This is a genomic window from Klebsiella sp. K5-45, from assembly GCF_030128605.1.
Classification (GTDB): Bacteria; Pseudomonadota; Gammaproteobacteria; order Enterobacterales; family Enterobacteriaceae; genus Klebsiella; species Klebsiella quasipneumoniae.
This window is the reverse complement of record NZ_JAKUZW010000008.1, coordinates 164,140-180,387: the sequence shown is the minus strand read 5'-3', so window position 1 is coordinate 180,387 and position 16,248 is coordinate 164,140. Positions and strand designations below refer to the sequence as shown.

The window sequence follows — 16,248 nt, the reverse complement described above, 5'->3', positions numbered from 1 at the left end:
ACTCAGGATGGCATCACCCTCACTTAATCACCCTCAAACCGACAGGGAGAGTCCGATGAAATCTGCATTAATCAGCCCGCTGCTGGCGGGTCTGCTGCTGTTAACCGGCTGCGCACAGCCTGCCGCACAGGCCGGAGGCGGCGGTGGCGGAACAATAAAAGCCATCAACCACACAAAATGGGCAATTAACCACTTCAGTATCAATGGCCAGTCGGGCATCGACATTATAGGCCCGTTCCAGGGCGGCGGTGGCGGCTGCTGCTTCAGCGTGCCCGCCCGCTGGACGCCGGGTATGACGGTGCGCGTTGACTGGGAAACCGGGGTGGGTGATACAGAAGGTTCCCCTGGCTTTGGTAATGATGAAAAGTACCTTGCCTGGGTTAAGAAAATGAAGGCTCAGAACCGTCAGCACAGCAAAACCGTTCCGCTGCCTGACTATAACGGCCAGGATGTGTGCGGCATTACGGTGCACTTTTTACCCTGCGATGACGTGAAGGTGACTACCAGCTGCTGGTCACCGAGAAATGTGAACTATCCGATAAAAGAGCCCGTCAGGATGAAGGAGCCCGCCGTCTGTCCGAAGTAGCACGCCCCGTTTATTCAGGCTGGCATCACCTTCACTTAATCATCCTCAAACCGACAGGGAGAGTCCGATGAAATCTGCATTAATCAGCCCGCTGCTGGCGGGTCTGCTGCTGTTAACCGGCTGCGCACAGCCTGCCGCACAGGCCGGAGGCGGCGGTGGCGGCACAATAAAAGCCATCAACCACACCAAATGGGCGATCAACCACTTCAGTGTCAATGGCCAGTCGGGGATCGACATTATAGGCCCGTTTCAGGGCGGCGGTGGCGGCTGCTGCTTCAGCGTTCCCGCCCGCTGGACGCCGGGTATGACGGTGCGCGTTGACTGGGAAACCGGGGTGGGTTCATCTGCGGGTTTCCCGGGATATGAAGATGAGAAGAAGTTTTTAGAGTGGGCAAGGAATATTAAAGCTCAGAACCGTCAGCACAGCAAAACCGTCCCGCTACCCGACTATAACGGCCAGGATGTGTGCGGCATTACGGTTCACTTTTTGCCCTGCGATGACGTGAAAGTGACCACCAGCTGCTGGTCACCGAGAAATGCGAACTATCCGATAAAAGAGCCCGTCAGGATGAAGGAGCCCGCTGTATGTCCGAAATAACCGAAACCCATGCCGCCTGGGTCCCGCCGCCGTTTCCGCCGCAGGGACGTCTGCCGGGCCGGGCGCTGCAGGTTGGGCAGAACTGCCATCAGCAGAACAGCGACGAGCGGCGCTATCATCAGGAACTGTGCCTGGCTGCGGGACGGCGCGTGGAGCCGCCGTGCTGCAAGACGCTGCATATCAGTCTGTTTTTCGATGGTACCGGCAATAACTTAAATCATGACTTTTTTATCGCGAAGCCGAAACATCCGACTAATATCGCCCGGCTGTTTCGGGCAACTATTGGAACGGGTACGGCTGGCGGGGTGCCGTCTGACGATCAGAGCAAGCTGTTTGATGATGACGGCGGGGGGGACGGGAAATATTTTAAATTCTATATGCCCGGCGTGGGAACCCCGTTCCCGGAAGTGAATGACCCGGACTATTCCACCATGGGTCTGGTGGGGGCAGTTAAGGGGGAGGATCGGATTAACTGGGCGCTGCTGCGGATAATCGATGTGCTGATGTTTAGTGCCACCGAAAAATGGCTGACCACCACAGAGAGTCGTCGTTCACTGAAAGAAATGAGCACCAGCTGGAACCGGCTGTGGTTTGGCGGCAGCCATAACCGTTATGAAGAGTTCACTCGCTTGCTGAATGGTCTTGCCCCGAAACTGATGCCGATGCTGATTCAGCCTGAGCCGGGCAAGCCGAAACTGACAGGCATCAAGCTGTATGTCTATGGTTTTTCCCGCGGTGCGGCAGCGGCGCGCACCTTTGTGCGCTGGCTGAGCGAACTGCTGCCCCCGCCGGCGGCGGAAGGTGAAAAACCGCCGCAGTGCCTGCAGACAGGCGGGATGCAGCTGCCCGTTAGCGTGGAGTTTCTCGGGCTGCTGGATACGGTGGCCTCCGTCGGGGTGGCGCATGTGGTGCCGGTTGCCGACGGGCATATGTCCTGGGCAGACGGCACGATGGAGCTGCCGGATGATGAAACCTATGGCGGGCTGATAAAAAAATGTGTTCACCTGGTCTCCGGGCATGAGCAGCGTCTCTGCTTTCCGCTGGACTCGGTGCGGCGGGCAAACGGCAAATACCCGCCCTGTGCCAGAGAGGTGGTTTACCCGGGGATGCATTCGGATATCGGGGGAGGGTATCCGCCGGGGGATCAAGGAAAAGGCAACGATGAATTTGATCGATTTTTGTTATCGCAGATCTCGCTTCATGACATGTATGCCAATGCATTTCAAGCAGGTGCTCCATTAAAGGTTCCAGAACCATCGCTCCCAGAAAATTTGAAAAATGCTAACTGGAGGGCTATGGATCCAACAATGCAATTGGAGTTTGCTGTTTCACCTGAACTTATCAACCGCTTCAACGCCTGGCGCGAACTTACCCTGGGCCAAACCACGCCGAAAGCGTTCGATCCCGAAGCAGCCTCTCACTACGAACCACCTGCCGCCGGCGGCAGTCTGGAAACCGTCATTGCTGAGCAGATGGCCTGGATCACCGCCTGGCGCATCGACCGCTATGCCAGAGGCTCGATGCTGAAAACGCCCTTCTATCAGCGCGCCAAGAATACCGACGCGCTGCCTGCCGCGCGTAAGGCGGCAGAAGAGGTTCGTGATGAAAAACAGGCGGCGGTGCTCAGGGCTCGCCAGAACCAGATAGCAAACCAGCCTCCTGACAGGATGGACGAGCTGGTTCTGCAGCCGGGCGTGAAGGATTTTGACCCAAAGATGGATCAAACCCAGCTGTTCGACGCGGCGAAGGAGTTCGGTAAGGACTACCACGACGGTTACCGTATTCCGGATAACCTGGCGCAGCTGGTGCTGGATACCGTGCTGCAGCCGGTGATTTTCGTTCTCAATACCGATGATGAAGCGCAGGAATACCGGCGCATGAAGCGTGACGGAGAAGCCCGGGTGGCCGTCCTCTTTCCCGATGCCGGGGAGGCCAGCAACGCGGAGCAGCCTGCCGGGCTGGTGAGGGCGCTGTTTGATGATCAGGTGCATGACTCACGTGCCTGGTTTATGTATGCCGTGCTCGGCACGCGCGAGATGTGGACCGGCTACTTCCGCTACCGGATGATTTACTTCAGCGAGCGCTGCAGTAAACCGCTCTCGCCGCTGGTGCTCGCCGGAGACCTGGTGGGTTTTGCGACCGTGACCGCGGGTGTCGTGCTCAGTTTCCGGCAAAAGCGCCTGACCGGCAAGCTGGCCGGGCTGGCTGCGACAGGCGCCGTGCGCTCGCTGGAGGTGGCGGTGCTGGACCAGATAACCGGGGAAGCGCTGCCGGAGCTGCCCGGAGGGGCTCAGCTGCGGGCATTTACCCACGAGCCGGGAACCGTTGTCGCACAGCAAAAGGCGCGGAAAGCGGAACAGCAGCTGGCGCGGGGGCAGGCCGCGCTGCCGGCCAGCTGGCTGGAGGACGTTCTGACGACAACGGTCTGAACGCGGACAAGGAGGATCCGATGAATAAAGTTATTCGCAAAGGCGATACCCTGCGGGAGTATGGGGGCAGGGTGCTGATGGGGCATTATCAGTGTTTTGGTCTGGGGTTCGCCTGCAAGGGCGACCCGGTCAAGTGTAACAAACACGGTATGACGACCATTGCTGAAGGCAGCGCACGAACCACGATTGATGGCCAGCCGGTTGCGCTGCACGGTCATCGCTGCGCCTGCGGCTGCACGCTGGTCAGCTCTAACCCAGACTGCGGGGTTGATCAGTGAGGCCGGTACCGGAGTATCCCCCGTACATAGACGCGCGACCCCCTGGTACGGCCAGGTGGCTAGCGGCTTCGGCCCTGTTGGTCCTGCTTAGCGGCGGGGTCAGCGCTTTACTTCCCTCGTCAGAAGGAAAAAGCGCCCTGGCCGCCACCGGGATCCTGTTGGCTCTGGTGCTGTCAGGTACCGGCTGGTTGATCCGGCTGCTGTACTACCGCATGAGCGTGCATAACGCCAGGTTTTATGACCAACTGGTGGCATACGAACAACAGCAATGGTGGGCGGAGCATCGGCAGCCGATCGGGTTACAGGAAGGTCTGTTACTGGGACCCATGGGCAAAACGACCACTGACTGGCTGCGGGTGCTAAGCCGTCACCAGCGTCCGCCAGAGGAAGAGAACGAGGGCGGCGGCAGGGCGCTGCGAGCGCCATACCTTTCAGTTTCTGAGGCTATCGCCCGCGAAAAACGGCTGGCGGAACTACTGGTGATGGAATGGCAACGACAGCGCAGTGAAAGAACGCTTACGCCGCCGCTGCGTTGCTACTGGCAGGGAACGGAGCTCGCCTGGCAGGCGTTTCGTGCACAGATGACCCTCACTGTTGCGCAGATGACACTACCCTCACGCCCGCATGCCTGGCGTGGGGAGGCCAGCCTCGCGGAGATAGCACACACTCTGGCGGAAGCTGCCCCCGATGACACTGTGCTTATCGCCGGATGTCAGGTGGTTGTCGCCCAGCCGGGGGCGGTGAAACCCGCCGGAGAGTCTGCGGTACTGTGGCTCGCCGGACGGGGCGGTCCGGTGCACCTGACCAGGGGGGAAACCCATTGCGCAGAAAAAGGGGAGGCCCTGACTGCTGTAGCCGCTCGTGTGCTGGAGCAGAACGAACTGAGCGGCCCCCCGGAAGCCTGTGCGCTGTTTTTTCAGCCGGGACTGGAAGCGCTGGCGCACAGCGGTTGGGATATCAACCTGTATCGCCAGGATGCCTGTTGGGGAGACATCGGCGAGATGGAAGGCTTGACCGTTCTGTCGCTGGCGGCGATCTATGCCGCGCACTACCAACAACCGTGTGGCTGGATAGCCCGCGATCCCTTGAATACCCTCGCAATTGGAATTGTAAAACCTGATGGACAACGTCAATAAACCTGCCGCTATCTCTGTGGCGGATACGGTTATCGTCTGTATTGCTGCGGTCACGCTTCTGGTGCTCCTGGGCGGGTTGGCATGGTGGCTATGGGCGATGGATCGTGCCACGCAGTGGGAAACGCTGCGCCCGCTTATCGCCACGGGCTTTATTATCTGGGGGATGGCGCTCAGCCTGCTGGTACTGGGGTTTATGGCCTTTCGACTGCTGATAAAAGATAAGGTTAAGCCTTCAGTAGCGCCTGTGCGGCAACCCACCAGGCCCGCCGGGCGCGAAGCCCTTTATGCCCCGCTGAAAAAGCACCTTCACGCACGTTACAGCCTTCTTTGGCGGCACAAAGTCCGCCTGCTGCTGGTTACCGGGGACGAGGCGGCAATCGAACAACTGGTGCCAGGCCTGGGACAGCAGCGCTGGCTGGAGGGCCTGCGTACCGTTCTGATTTACGGCGGCAGTCTGCTCTCCGAACCCGATAACCAGCAATACGCCGCGCTGCGCAAGCTGCGCCGTGGCCGTCCTCTGGACGGTATTGTGCGGGTGATACCGTCGTCTCTCACCCTGACGCCGCAGATAAGCGAAAACGACCTGCGCGGGCTGGAAAAAATCAGCGAACTGCTGGGCTATGCCGCCCCGGTCTGGCTGTGGAAACTGGGCGACAGTGAGTGGTCGCAGGCAAAACGCACTGAACAGACGGTTGGTGCCACTTTCCCGCTGCGTGCTAAGCCTGACGATATTACCGGCCAGCTGGAGCGGATGCTGCCGGCCCTGCGGGCGCAGGGGATGAGTCAGGTCGCGGAAAATAACAGCCACGATTTCCTGCTGCGGCTGGGCCAGCATCTCAAAGACGGCGGAATCGCCCGCTGGGCTCAGCAACTGGTGCCGTGGCTCTCTGTTTCTCAACAGCGCGTTCCGCTGCGTGGCCTGATGTTCAGCCTGCCTGAGAATAAACCCACGACTTCGCCTGAGGGCACAGCCGACGCTGAACAGTATATCCCGGGGGCACATCGTCATGCGCTGACCCTGCCGGCAACCTGGCAGGGGATTGTTGAGGACTGCAGCCGCGTGCGTGGCCGCCGTGTCAGTATGGCTTGGGAGCAGACGCTTGCCTGGTCGCTGATGGTCATCATTGGTATCTGGGGGGCGGGAATACTGCTGTCGTTTGCGATAAACCGCATGCAGATAGTCTCTGTTGCCGAGCAGGCTCATGCCCTGGTGGAGCATCCTTCCGTATCGGATTACCAGCTCACGGCACTCCATAACCTGCGAAACGACGCCGGTCGCCTGCTGCATAATACTGAGGAGGGCACGCCCTGGTATCAGCGCTTTGGTCTGGATCATAACCATCAGTTGCTCGACGCGATGCTGCCCTGGTACGGCGCGGCAAACAACCGCCTGATCCGTGACCCGGCCAATGTCGCGCTGCGGCAGGTGCTCAGCGCGCTGGTCAACTCCGCCCCCAACAGCGACCAGCGAGCCCAGCTGGCGAAACCGGGTTATGACCAGCTGAAAGCCTGGCTGATGATGGCTCGTCCGGATAAAGCCGATGGCGCCTTTTTCGCGCAGACCATGAAAGCGGTCCAGCCGACGCGAACGGGGATCTCGACCGGTCTGTGGCAAAGTCTGGCGCCGGATTTGTGGGCTTTTTATCTCACCCGGCTACCCGAACGGCCTGAATGGAAGATAACTCCAGATGCGCAACGGGTCAGTCAGAGCCGTCAGGTTCTGTTGCAGCAGATAGGTCGCCGCAATGCCGAAAGCACCTTATATGAGAACATGCTCAAATCCGTGCGTCGTAATTTTGCCGATGTGTCGCTGGAAGAGATGACCAGTGGCACCGATGCGCGCCGCCTGTTTACCACCGATGAAGTGGTCCCGGGGATGTTTACCCGCCAGGCATGGGAAGGCGGCATTCAGCAGGCCATTGATAAGGCAGCCAGCTCGCGCCGGGAGGAAATCGACTGGGTGCTGAGCGATTCGCGCAAAACGATGTCGACAGACCTGTCGCCGGAGGCGCTGAAAGCGCGTCTGACCCGACGCTACTTCACCGATTTCGCCGGCAGCTGGCTGAATTTTCTCAACAGTCTGCGACTTAATCCGGCGACCAATATCGCCGATGTTACCGACCAGCTCACGCTGATAAGCGATGTCCGCCAGTCGCCGCTGATTGCCCTGATGAATACTCTTGCCTGGCAGGGGCAGGTGGGGCAACAAAGGGAGGGGCTGTCGGACAGCCTTATTAAATCGGCCAAAGATCTGGTGGGCGGGAAAGACAAGCCGGTCATCGACCAGTCGGCAGCCGGCCCGCAGGGGCCTCTGGATGACACGTTCGGCCCACTGCTCCAGCTGATGGGGAAAAATACGGGCAGCAACGTCATGTCGGCCGATAGCACCCTGAGCCTGCAAACCTATCTGACCCGGATCACCCGCGTGCGCCTGCGTCTGCAGCAGGTTGCGAATGCCTCCGATCCGCTGGAGATGATGCAGACCCTGGCGCAGACTGTCTTCCAGGGGAAAAGCGTCGACCTGACCGACACGCAACAATATGGCAGCCTGATTTCGGCAAGCCTTGGCGAAGAGTGGAGTGGCTTCGGTAACACTCTGTTTGTGCAGCCGCTGACTCAGGCCTGGGAAACCGTGCTTCTGCCGTCAGCGGCCAGTCTGAATGATAAATGGCGCCGATCGGTAGTCGCCAACTGGCACACCGCCTTTGACGGACGCTTTCCGTTTGCCGCCAGCAAAAGCGACGCCTCCCTGCCGATGCTGGCTGAGTTTGTGCGCAAGGACAGCGGGCGGATCGAACGTTTTCTCACGACGGAGCTGAACGGTGTCCTGCATAAAGAAGGCAGTCAATGGGTGCCGGATAAGGTCAACAGTCACGGCCTGGTCTTTAATCCGGCCTTTCTGCGCGCCATCAACCAGCTAAGCCAGCTGTCCGACATTCTTTTCACCGACGGCAGCCAGGGGATCAGCTTTGAGTTACAGGCCAGGCCTGCCCCGGAGGTTGTGGAGACGCAGCTGACGATAGACGGCCAAAAATTGCGCTATTTCAATCAGATGACCGACTGGCAGACTTTCCGCTGGCCGGGGGAGACGTATAAACCCGGCACTCTGCTGACCTGGACCACCGTCAATGCGGGCACGCGCCTGTTCGGTGACTACAGCGGTACCTGGGGTTTTATTCGCTGGCTGGAGCAGGGTAAACGCCAGCAGCTCGAACGCAGTCAGTGGATGATGAGCTTCACCGCCCCGGATGGGCGCACCCTCCAGTGGGTATTGCGCTCCCAGCTTGGGAGCGGCCCGCTGGCGCTTCTGGCGCTGCGCGGATTGACCCTGCCGGATCAGATTTTCACTGTCGATGCGGCTGAGAGCGCACAGGCACTGACGACGGGGGTAGGGAATAGTGACATGGATGAGATGGAATTATGAGCATTTTACAAAATCTGGTTGCCGCCAGTCAGTTGAATGAAAGCGTACTGCGCCAGCAGGCCCGGTCACGCCAGGCGCATTGGCAGTCATGGCTTGCGCCAATCAGTGATAGCCAGCCCACCGGGAGCGATCCGGGCTATGACGATGATTTTCAGCGTATTCGCGAGGAGGTCAATAAGATCTCCGGTGTCGATACCGAACTGATTTGCCAGCTGGCAGAAAAACTGCTGACTCAGACCTGCAAGGATCTGCGCGTGATCACCTTTTACGTATGGGCGCGTCTGCAGCGGGATGGCGAGAGCGGTCTGGCGGAAGGCGTTACGCTGCTGGCGGCAATGCTTGAGCGGTTTGGGGCTATGCTCCATCCCCAGCGTGAACGTAGCTGTAAATCGGCGCTGGAATGGCTTGGCAGTCGCCGGATGTCGGACAGCCTGTCTCTTTACCCGGAAGTCGACATGACCACTATGCAGGTCATTATCGGGGCATTATTGCTGACGGAAGCCTCTTTTGCCGGCTTGGCTGAGGCATCCCGCCCCGATCTTTCCGGGCTATATCAGATACTGGAGAACCGCCTGGTGCAAAGCGGCGGAGCCCGCAGCCTGGTGCCGCAGACCAGCCGCGAAGAACACGATCTGCTGCCCCAACATGCAGACACCGCTCCGGTAATGCATACCGTCACGTCAGGTCGTGATTTGCTCGATCAGGCTAAGGTGCTGGCGAAATATCTGCGCGAGTGTCCCGGCGGATGGCTGGCAGGTCATCATCTGATGAAGAGTGTGCGTTGGGATACCTTAACGGAGTTACCGCCGCTGGATGCCTCCGGCCGGACCCGGCTGTTGCCTCCAAAGCCTGAGAGTAAAGCCCATCTTAAGCGGTTGTATTTACAGAAAAGCTGGTCGGAACTGCTGGAGTATACGGACACGCTGTTGGCGCAAGGCGTCAATCATCTGTGGCTCGACGTGCAGTGGTACGCCTGGCAGGCGCTGCTGAAACTGGATACTGACAGTGTACGGGCCGATATCCTGTGCCGGGATATGAAAGGGCTACTGGCTCGTCTGCCGGGGCTGGAAACCCTGGCATTTAACGATGGTACGCCATTCGCCGATGAAGTGACGCTCAACTGGCTTAACGAGTGCGTCCTGGAAGAGATGGCCCGATGGCAAGATGAGCCGGTAATGGCGGCGACCAGCGCTGATGAGGTGCTGTCGCTGGAGCCAGAAGTGCTCACCCGCGCGGACGATGAAGGCATTGAGTCGGCGCTGAACTGGTTACAGGCGCAGCCGGGCTATACCACCAGCCGCAATCGGTGGCTGATGCGCTTACTGATGGCGCGGGTCAGCGAGCAGTACGGAAAAAATGAAATGGCGCTGCATCTGCTGGCGGAACTCGACAGCCGCGCCCGGGAAATGACGCTCGAACAATGGAAGCCGGAGCTTATCTTTGAGGTCAAAGCCCGCCGACTCCGGCTGCTCAGAGGCAAGGCCGGGCGCAGTGAGGCAGAAAAAAATCGCTTGCTGCCAGAAATGGAGTCATTGCTTGCCGGGCTCATCGCTCTGGATCCCGCTCGCGCCGCGGTGCTGTGCGCATAATTCATGCATCATTCACATTGCACTCCCTGCTCTTGCTGTTCTCTGCATCTCTGAAAGCTATTACTCATTCTGGTGATTTATGGACGATTTAACCCTGCGTTATTACGACGCTGAAATGCGCTACCTGCTGGAAGCGGGTGAAGCCTTTGCCCGCGCTCATCCTGAGCAGGCGGCGATGCTCAATCTCGACAAAGCGGGCGCCCGCGACCCCTTTGTCGAGCGCCTGTTTGAAGGTTTTGCCTTCCTGATGGGCCGCATGCGCCAGAAGCTCGATGACGATCTGCCTGAGCTGACCGAAGGCGTGGTCAGTCTGCTGTGGCCCCATTATTTACGTACCATTCCCTCGATGTCGGTCGTGGAATTCACCCCCGACTGGCAGGAAATGAAAGAGCCGATGACGATGGCCAAAGGCTTTGAAGTGCTTTCCCGGCCGATCGGTGAAAAGGGCACGCGCTGCCGGTACACCACCACCAAAGCGATCGCTCTGCAGCCGTTATCCCTTGAGCGCGCTCAGCTCACCACCGATACGGATGGCCGGTCGGTGATCACGCTGCGCTTTAACTGCAGCAGCCTGACGGACTGGCGCCGGGTCAATCTCTGCCATATCCCGCTCTATTTCAACGCCGATGCGCCGCTGGCCTGCGCCATGCACGAGGCCTTTACCCTCAATGTGGCCAGGATGTGGCTGCGTGTACCCGGTGAGGAGGACAGAAGGCCGCTGAACGGGTATTTCAGCGCGCTGGGATTTGGCGAGGATGATGGCCTCTGGCCTGAAGATGGCCGCAGTTTTCGCGGCTACCAGCTGCTGCTGGAGTATTTTACCTTCCGCGAAAAGTTCATGTTCATCGATCTACGCGGACTGGAGACGGTGGCTTTTCCGGCCGGGATGGCGTGGTTTGAGATCGACGTCGTACTGGCGGAACGCTGGGAACATGACTTCCGCTTCAGCGAAAAGCAGCTGCGCCTGCACTGCGTGCCGGCGATTAACCTGTTCCCGCTGGAGTCCGATCCGCTAACCATCAATTCCCTGCAGACAGAATACCTGCTGCGCCCGATGCGCGTGCAGGACGGCCACACCGAAATTTACACCGTCGATTCCGTGATCTCCTCGAGCCAGCAGGTTTATGCGCCGTTCTCAAGCTTTCGCCACAAAGGCGGCATGATGCGCCATGACGCTCCTGAATATTACTATCATACCCGGGTGCGCCGTGGCCCCTCCGGGTTGCATAACACCTGGCTTATCGTCGGCGGGGAAGCCTTTGACAAGCATAGCGTACCGGAAGATGAAAGCCTGTCGCTGACCCTCACCGGAACCAACGGCCAGCTGCCGCGTCGCGCGCTGCAGAGCACCGTGCTCGATACGGTGATGAAAACCACCTCGGCCAGCGTCGCGGTGCGTAACCTCTGCGCGCCGACGCTGCCGTGCTATCCCCCTGCCCAGGATCGGTTTCACTGGCGGGTGCTGAGCCATCTGGGCAGCAGTTTTCTTTCCCTGATGGACAACGCGGAGGTCCTGCGCGGCACCCTGGCGCTGTATGAATGGACCGACAGCGAGATGAATCGTCGGCGTCTGGAAGCCATCCTCGACGTGAAGCACCGCGCGACAGAGCGCTTTGCACAGGGCCATCTGCTGCGCGGCGTGCAGATTGAAGTCACCCTCGACAGTCACGGCTTTGCCGGACGAGGCGACATATGCCTGTTTGGCGAGATGCTTAGCCGCTTCTTTGCGCTCTACACCGACATCTACTTGTTCAACCGCCTGATTTTCATTTTGCAACCAACCGGAGAACGACTGGAATGGGAAGAGAAGCACAGCCGCCGCATTCCCGGCTGACCCCACGGCTGGAGGCCGACCTGCCGCGGATCAATTTTTACCGCTGCTGCCAGCTTCTGGAAAAGCGGCGTCCCGGCCAACCGCTGATGGGGGCGACCAGCCATCCGGCTGACGATCCGGTGCGTTTTTACCCGCATCCGGGGATGGGATTCCCGGCCAGCGAACTCAGAGCCGTGGAATACGATGAGGCCGATAACAGCGGGCCGCCGGTCATTCGCACCACCTTTATGGGCTTGTACGGTGTCGATTCGCCGCTCCCGACGGCCTGGCTCGATGATATCGCCCAGCGCAGGGAAGGGCATGACGCGCTGCAGGGCTTACTGGATATCTTCAACCACCGGATCATGACGCAGTTTTACCGCATCTGGCGAAAATACTGCTGGCCCGCCACCTTTGAGCCCGGCGGCACCGATCATCTTTCGCAGTCGCTGCTGGGCCTGGCGGGGCTGGGCATCCCCGGCACGACGCGGCATATCGCCTCGCCGGCGTCGCGCTTTCTGGCGCTGACTGGCGTGCTGCGTCAGCCGGGCAAAACTCAGCAGGGGATCCAGGCGCTGGTCACGCTGCTGGCTCCGGAGACCACCGTCAGGGTGAGCCCGTACTGCCTGCGTCCGGTGGCGGTCAGCCAGCCGCTGGGTTTTTACGGCGATGACGACTTCTTACTGGACGGCAATACGCCGCTGGGTGACGAAGCGATGGATGCCAGCAGCCAGCTCCTCGTCGCCCTGACCACCGACAATCCCGAGGAGGCGCAGGGCTGGAAGCCTGATGGCCCGCTGTTTCGGGACTTCCTCATCCTGCTGCGGGTGTATCTGGGCTGGCGATTCCGGGCCAACATCACCCTGACCGCGCCGACCCGACTGCTGGCTGTCCCGCCGCTGGGGGACGAGCCTTTCTGGCTTGGTATGAACGGCGTGCTGGGCGCTGGAGAGGGCGAGAGCCAGGATGATATCCCTCAGACCTTTACCACCGAACTGGGCACCTATACCGGCCTGCAGCCTGCCACCTCTTCTCAAGGAAACCGACGTGTTACGTATAAGTTTGACTAAAACCGCCTGCCTGCTGCCCCTGCTTGCGCTTTGCCTGAGCGGATGCGGACTCACCCAGCGCGTCTCGGAGGGAACAAAATCTGCCTTCAACGCCGTTTTTTATAAGCAAATTAATACCCTGCATCTGGATTTTACCGCCCGCGAAGCGCTCAATACCGATGCCAGAGAGAATCACTCGCTTTCCGAACCGGTGGTGGTGCGCATCTATCAGCTCAAAGATCGCCAGACTTTCGACCGGCTGGTTTACCAGCAGCTGCTGGAGGAGGGGGATATTCTGCTCGCCGCGGATCTCCTCGCCAGTCGCGATCTGGTGATCAGCCCCGGAGGGGATGCCAGTCTGAATATGCCGCTGGAAACGGCGGCGACGTTTGTGGCGGTTGTCGGCCTGTTCCGCCATCCGGACACCGACAGAAATACCTGGAAGCAGGTGCTGGCGCGCGAGGAATTGGATCCGGACAAACCGCGCATTTTTACCGCCGAAAACAATCAGCTACGGCTCAGGTCTGAAGCGGCGAAGTAACGGCGAAAACAAACTTCTGCGGCGGGGCGATCGCGACGGTTGGCCCGTAATCTTCGTTAGCCAGCGAACGGGCGGCAATCATCCTCATCCAGCCCCACCGGTTTCATCACAGCACAGGGAGATAACGTGACAGCGAGGGAACGTTTTTTTATGAAACTGCAGCAACAGCAAAATCCGCCGCGGACAGCCACTTTGGATGGGGCAGCCGCCGCGGATATCGCCATGTTTCGCCAGCAGATGGCGGCGCTCGCCCGGCAGGTGAATCAGTGGTTTGACGGAACGGGTATCGAGGTGGTGGTTTCGACCCGCCATCTCCACGATCTGAGCACCCTTGGCTATAGCCTCAATAGCGGCATCTACCGCTACGATATCCCTGCTATCCGCCTGCAAAACGGCGCGCGCAGCGTCAATATCGTGCCACAGCAGCTGTGGGATGGCGTGGAAAAGGGGGTGGTAACCCTGAGTCTTGAAGCACCCGGCGGCGTGGGATCCCGGGAGGTGTTTTATCTGAGCCTGGCCCCGGAGGATGGCTGGATGATCCGCAAGGCGCACCAGTCCCCGGAGGCGCGCCTTTTGCTTACCGAAGATCGTTTTTTTATGGCGATCGACAGCCTGGCCTGATGATCCCTGACAGGCGCTTGTGACAAACGAGGCCTCCGGACCGGCCAGCCAGGCTAGCATGCCCGCCACCTCTTCCGTGCGGCCATGGCGCTGGCGCACATCCTGCCGGCCTGATTGGTCAGATGGTCTGTCCGCCCGAGACTTCGATCCGCTGGGCGGTCACCCAGCGGTTATCGTCGCGCAGCAGGCTGGCGATCATCGGCCCAATATCCTCAGGAACGCCCACCCGTCCCAGCGCCGTCATCGCGGCAAACTGCGCGTTAACCCCCGCGTCGTCCCGCACCAGCCCGCCGCCAAAATCGGTGGCGATAGCCCCGGGGGCGATGGTATTGACGGTGATGCCGCGCCCGCCCAGCTCGCGGGCCATGTACACGCTCAGCATCTCCACGGCCGCTTTGGCCGCAGCGTAGGCGGAGAAGCCAGGATAAGAGACGCGGGTCAGACCGGAGGAGAAGTTAACGATCCGTCCGCCGTCCGCCAGCAGCGGCAGCAGGGTTTGAACGAGGAAAAACACCCCCTTGACGTGGACGTTAAACAGCCCGTCGAACTGTGCCTCGCGCGTTTCGGCCAGCGGGGCAAATTCGCCGTGTCCCGCGTTATTGATCAGATGGTCGAAGGTGTCCCGTCCCCAGACGCTGGCCAGCGCAGCGCTCAGGCTGTCGGCGAAGGCCGGAAAGCGGGCGGTCTGCGCCATATCCAGCGGCAGAGCGATGGCCTTGCGGCCAAGAGCGCAAATGTCGGCCACCACCGCTTCCGCCTGTTCAGTATTGCCGCGGTAGGTGACGATAACGTCCCCACCCTGGCGGGCGATATCCAGTGCGGTCTGACGGCCAAGGCCGCGGTTGGCGCCGGTGATAAGTGCAATCTTAGTCATGTTCGATCCTCTCTGGTGTGTGGAGTCCTTACAATAGGGGGTGCCTACCAGACCGGGTTGCCCAATCCTTGTTATTTTTTGCCCATTCCTCTCCATTCACTCCCATCCGGCGGGAAATAGCGCATACTCAGGCTTTAAAACTTGCCTGAAAGGATCTTATGCGCGACGAACTCTTCGCTCTCTGCCGCCGGTATGCCGATGCTCATGTCGATAGCAGCGGGGTGGCGGTTACCCCGGTTCCCGGCATCACCCTGGTGCGGGCCCTGCACCCCGGCGATCTGCAGGCGGCCATCGCCAGGCCGCTGGTGGCCATGCTGCTGCAGGGGCGCAAAAGCGTGACCACCGGCCTGGCAAGCTTTGACTACGGTCCGGGGGAGGCGATGGTTATAGCCGCCGATGTCCCCACCACCAGCCAGATCACCGAGGCCAGTCAGCGCTTTCCCTATTACGCGCTGGTGCTGGAGCTGGACCTGGCTATCCTGCGCGAGCTGCAGGAGGCCGGGCCATCTGGTCCGGATGAGGCGCCCCGCGTCGGTATCGAACCGATGAATGCTGACGTGACGGACGCCGCTTATCGGCTGGCAAGGCTGTTTGATCAACCGGGGGCGCTGGCGGTGTTAGGCGAAGGGCTGCGGCGGGAGCTGCATTACTGGCTGTTGCAGAGTGTTCACGGGCCAGCCATCCGGGCGCTGGGCGCTGAAGACAGCCATTCGGCGCGGATCCGCCGGGCGGTGGCGATGCTGCGCCGGGATTTTATGCAGCCAGTCAGCGTCGACGCGCTGGCCGACGCCGCCGGCATGAGCGTTTCGGTCTTTCACCGTCATTTCCGCGCCATGACCACCTTGTCGCCGCTGCAGTTTCAGAAGCAGTTGCGCCTGATCCACGCCCGCCGCCTGATGCTGGCGGAAGGGATGAGCATTGCGCAGGCGGCCGGGGAGGTGGGCTATATCAGCGTGTCGCAGTTCACCCGGGAATATGCTCGCCTGTACGGTGCGCCGCCGGGCCGCGATCGCCGACGGGAAAAAATGAGCGCCTGACCTGGCGCGCGGGATGGCGGCGGCTCCTCCCTGAGCCGGGTAGCGGTGGTTCAGTTGTCGAGTGTCGCCGTAATATGCACTTTGTTGCCCATTCGCGCCTCAATGATCCGATAGGCGGTTGCGCCCTCGCGGGCGGCCTGCTGGCGAATTTTGCTCTCCGCGTTGTCCAGGGTATCGCCGGTGGCGGTGATGGTTCTGGCGTTGACCGCCAGCGGCAGCAGACAACTCAATACGATCAGTGGAAGCAACTTGTTCATCGTCATTCTGTCCTGT

The 16,248-nt window shown here is 60.3% G+C and carries 14 protein-coding genes and 1 pseudogene; 12 read left to right on the top strand and 3 right to left on the bottom strand.

What is annotated here, in order from left to right:
• Nucleotides 1–55 precede the first annotated feature (55 nt).
• The 11 genes from tli1 (MKS11_RS18145) (at nt 56) to MKS11_RS18095 (ending at nt 14,064) form a co-directional block, all read left to right on the top strand.
• A complete protein-coding gene (gene tli1, locus MKS11_RS18145) occupies nt 56–586 on the top strand; it encodes a T6SS immunity phospholipase A1-binding lipoprotein Tli1-KP (RefSeq protein WP_023287563.1) in 531 nt (176 codons plus the stop codon).
• A 67-nt stretch (nt 587–653) separates the two neighbouring features.
• Complete coding sequence (gene tli1, locus MKS11_RS18140) at nt 654–1,184, top strand: T6SS immunity phospholipase A1-binding lipoprotein Tli1-KP (protein ID WP_046664084.1); 531 nt, start codon at nt 654–656, stop codon at nt 1,182–1,184.
• Nucleotides 1,172–3,613, top strand: coding sequence for a DUF2235 domain-containing protein (locus tag MKS11_RS18135; protein ID WP_284109642.1), 2,442 nt, complete (start codon nt 1,172–1,174; stop codon nt 3,611–3,613). Before tli1 (MKS11_RS18140) ends, MKS11_RS18135 begins: the two co-directional genes overlap by 13 nt.
• Nucleotides 3,614–3,633: 20 nt before the next feature.
• Nucleotides 3,634–3,891 (top strand): PAAR domain-containing protein, encoded by a 258-nt coding sequence (locus tag MKS11_RS18130; protein WP_002902252.1) that lies wholly within the window; start codon nt 3,634–3,636, stop codon nt 3,889–3,891.
• A complete protein-coding gene (locus MKS11_RS18125; protein WP_049092192.1) occupies nt 3,888–5,027 on the top strand; it encodes a hypothetical protein in 1,140 nt (379 codons plus the stop codon). Before MKS11_RS18130 ends, MKS11_RS18125 begins: the two co-directional genes overlap by 4 nt.
• Nucleotides 5,011–8,451 carry an ImcF-related family protein gene (locus MKS11_RS18120; protein ID WP_049092191.1) on the top strand — a complete coding sequence of 1,147 codons (3,441 nt, stop codon included), beginning with the start codon at nt 5,011–5,013 and terminating at the stop codon, nt 8,449–8,451. Before MKS11_RS18125 ends, MKS11_RS18120 begins: the two co-directional genes overlap by 17 nt.
• The gene (gene tssA / locus MKS11_RS18115) at nt 8,448–10,040 is read left to right on the top strand and encodes a type VI secretion system protein TssA (RefSeq protein WP_284109641.1); all 1,593 of its coding nucleotides are present in this window, start codon (nt 8,448–8,450) and stop codon (nt 10,038–10,040) included. Before MKS11_RS18120 ends, tssA begins: the two co-directional genes overlap by 4 nt.
• A 79-nt stretch (nt 10,041–10,119) precedes the next feature.
• Nucleotides 10,120–11,874 carry a type VI secretion system baseplate subunit TssF gene (gene tssF / locus MKS11_RS18110; protein WP_049092189.1) on the top strand — a complete coding sequence of 585 codons (1,755 nt, stop codon included), beginning with the start codon at nt 10,120–10,122 and terminating at the stop codon, nt 11,872–11,874.
• Nucleotides 11,838–12,923: a type VI secretion system baseplate subunit TssG gene (gene tssG, locus MKS11_RS18105; protein WP_049092188.1), complete on the top strand. Its 1,086-nt coding sequence runs from the start codon at nt 11,838–11,840 to the stop codon at nt 12,921–12,923. Before tssF ends, tssG begins: the two co-directional genes overlap by 37 nt.
• Nucleotides 12,901–13,443 (top strand): type VI secretion system lipoprotein TssJ, encoded by a 543-nt coding sequence (gene tssJ / locus MKS11_RS18100; RefSeq protein ID WP_049092187.1) that lies wholly within the window; start codon nt 12,901–12,903, stop codon nt 13,441–13,443. Before tssG ends, tssJ begins: the two co-directional genes overlap by 23 nt.
• Nucleotides 13,444–13,593: 150 nt before the next feature.
• Complete coding sequence (locus MKS11_RS18095; RefSeq protein WP_209012144.1) at nt 13,594–14,064, top strand: hypothetical protein; 471 nt, start codon at nt 13,594–13,596, stop codon at nt 14,062–14,064.
• On the opposite strand, the pseudogene MKS11_RS18090 reads toward MKS11_RS18095, so the two are convergent.
• A pseudogene (locus tag MKS11_RS18090) lies at nt 14,059–14,157 on the bottom strand (oxidoreductase); the annotation flags it as partial. The gene MKS11_RS18095 and the pseudogene MKS11_RS18090 overlap by 6 nt on opposite strands.
• Before the next feature lie 25 nt (nt 14,158–14,182).
• Nucleotides 14,183–14,938 carry an SDR family NAD(P)-dependent oxidoreductase gene (locus tag MKS11_RS18085; RefSeq protein ID WP_087771359.1) on the bottom strand — a complete coding sequence of 252 codons (756 nt, stop codon included), beginning with the start codon at nt 14,936–14,938 and terminating at the stop codon, nt 14,183–14,185.
• Between the two features lie 158 nt (nt 14,939–15,096).
• Between MKS11_RS18085 and MKS11_RS18080 the strand changes: the two genes are divergently transcribed.
• Nucleotides 15,097–15,975: an AraC family transcriptional regulator gene (locus MKS11_RS18080; protein ID WP_087771360.1), complete on the top strand. Its 879-nt coding sequence runs from the start codon at nt 15,097–15,099 to the stop codon at nt 15,973–15,975.
• Between the two features lie 50 nt (nt 15,976–16,025).
• On the opposite strand, the gene MKS11_RS18075 is transcribed toward MKS11_RS18080, so the two are convergent.
• Nucleotides 16,026–16,232: a DUF1471 domain-containing protein gene (locus MKS11_RS18075; RefSeq protein WP_017898765.1), complete on the bottom strand. Its 207-nt coding sequence runs from the start codon at nt 16,230–16,232 to the stop codon at nt 16,026–16,028.
• Between the last annotated feature and the right edge of the window lie 16 nt (nt 16,233–16,248).

Bases quoted from the DNA above. Each gene is read 5' to 3' on its own strand.
- tli1 (WP_023287563.1), top strand. From the start codon at position 56: ATGAAATCTGCATTAATCAGCCCGCTGCTGGCGGGTCTGCTGCTGTTA.
- tli1 (WP_046664084.1), top strand. From the start codon at position 654: ATGAAATCTGCATTAATCAGCCCGCTGCTGGCGGGTCTGCTGCTGTTA.
- MKS11_RS18135 (WP_284109642.1), top strand. From the start codon at position 1,172: ATGTCCGAAATAACCGAAACCCATGCCGCCTGGGTCCCGCCGCCGTTT.
- MKS11_RS18130 (WP_002902252.1), top strand. From the start codon at position 3,634: ATGAATAAAGTTATTCGCAAAGGCGATACCCTGCGGGAGTATGGGGGC.
- MKS11_RS18120 (WP_049092191.1), top strand. From the start codon at position 5,011: ATGGACAACGTCAATAAACCTGCCGCTATCTCTGTGGCGGATACGGTT.
- tssA (WP_284109641.1), top strand. From the start codon at position 8,448: ATGAGCATTTTACAAAATCTGGTTGCCGCCAGTCAGTTGAATGAAAGC.
- tssF (WP_049092189.1), top strand. From the start codon at position 10,120: ATGGACGATTTAACCCTGCGTTATTACGACGCTGAAATGCGCTACCTG.
- tssG (WP_049092188.1), top strand. From the start codon at position 11,838: ATGGGAAGAGAAGCACAGCCGCCGCATTCCCGGCTGACCCCACGGCTG.
- MKS11_RS18095 (WP_209012144.1), top strand. From the start codon at position 13,594: ATGAAACTGCAGCAACAGCAAAATCCGCCGCGGACAGCCACTTTGGAT.
- MKS11_RS18085 (WP_087771359.1), bottom strand. From the start codon at position 14,938: ATGACTAAGATTGCACTTATCACCGGCGCCAACCGCGGCCTTGGCCGT.
- MKS11_RS18080 (WP_087771360.1), top strand. From the start codon at position 15,097: ATGCGCGACGAACTCTTCGCTCTCTGCCGCCGGTATGCCGATGCTCAT.
- MKS11_RS18075 (WP_017898765.1), bottom strand. From the start codon at position 16,232: ATGAACAAGTTGCTTCCACTGATCGTATTGAGTTGTCTGCTGCCGCTG.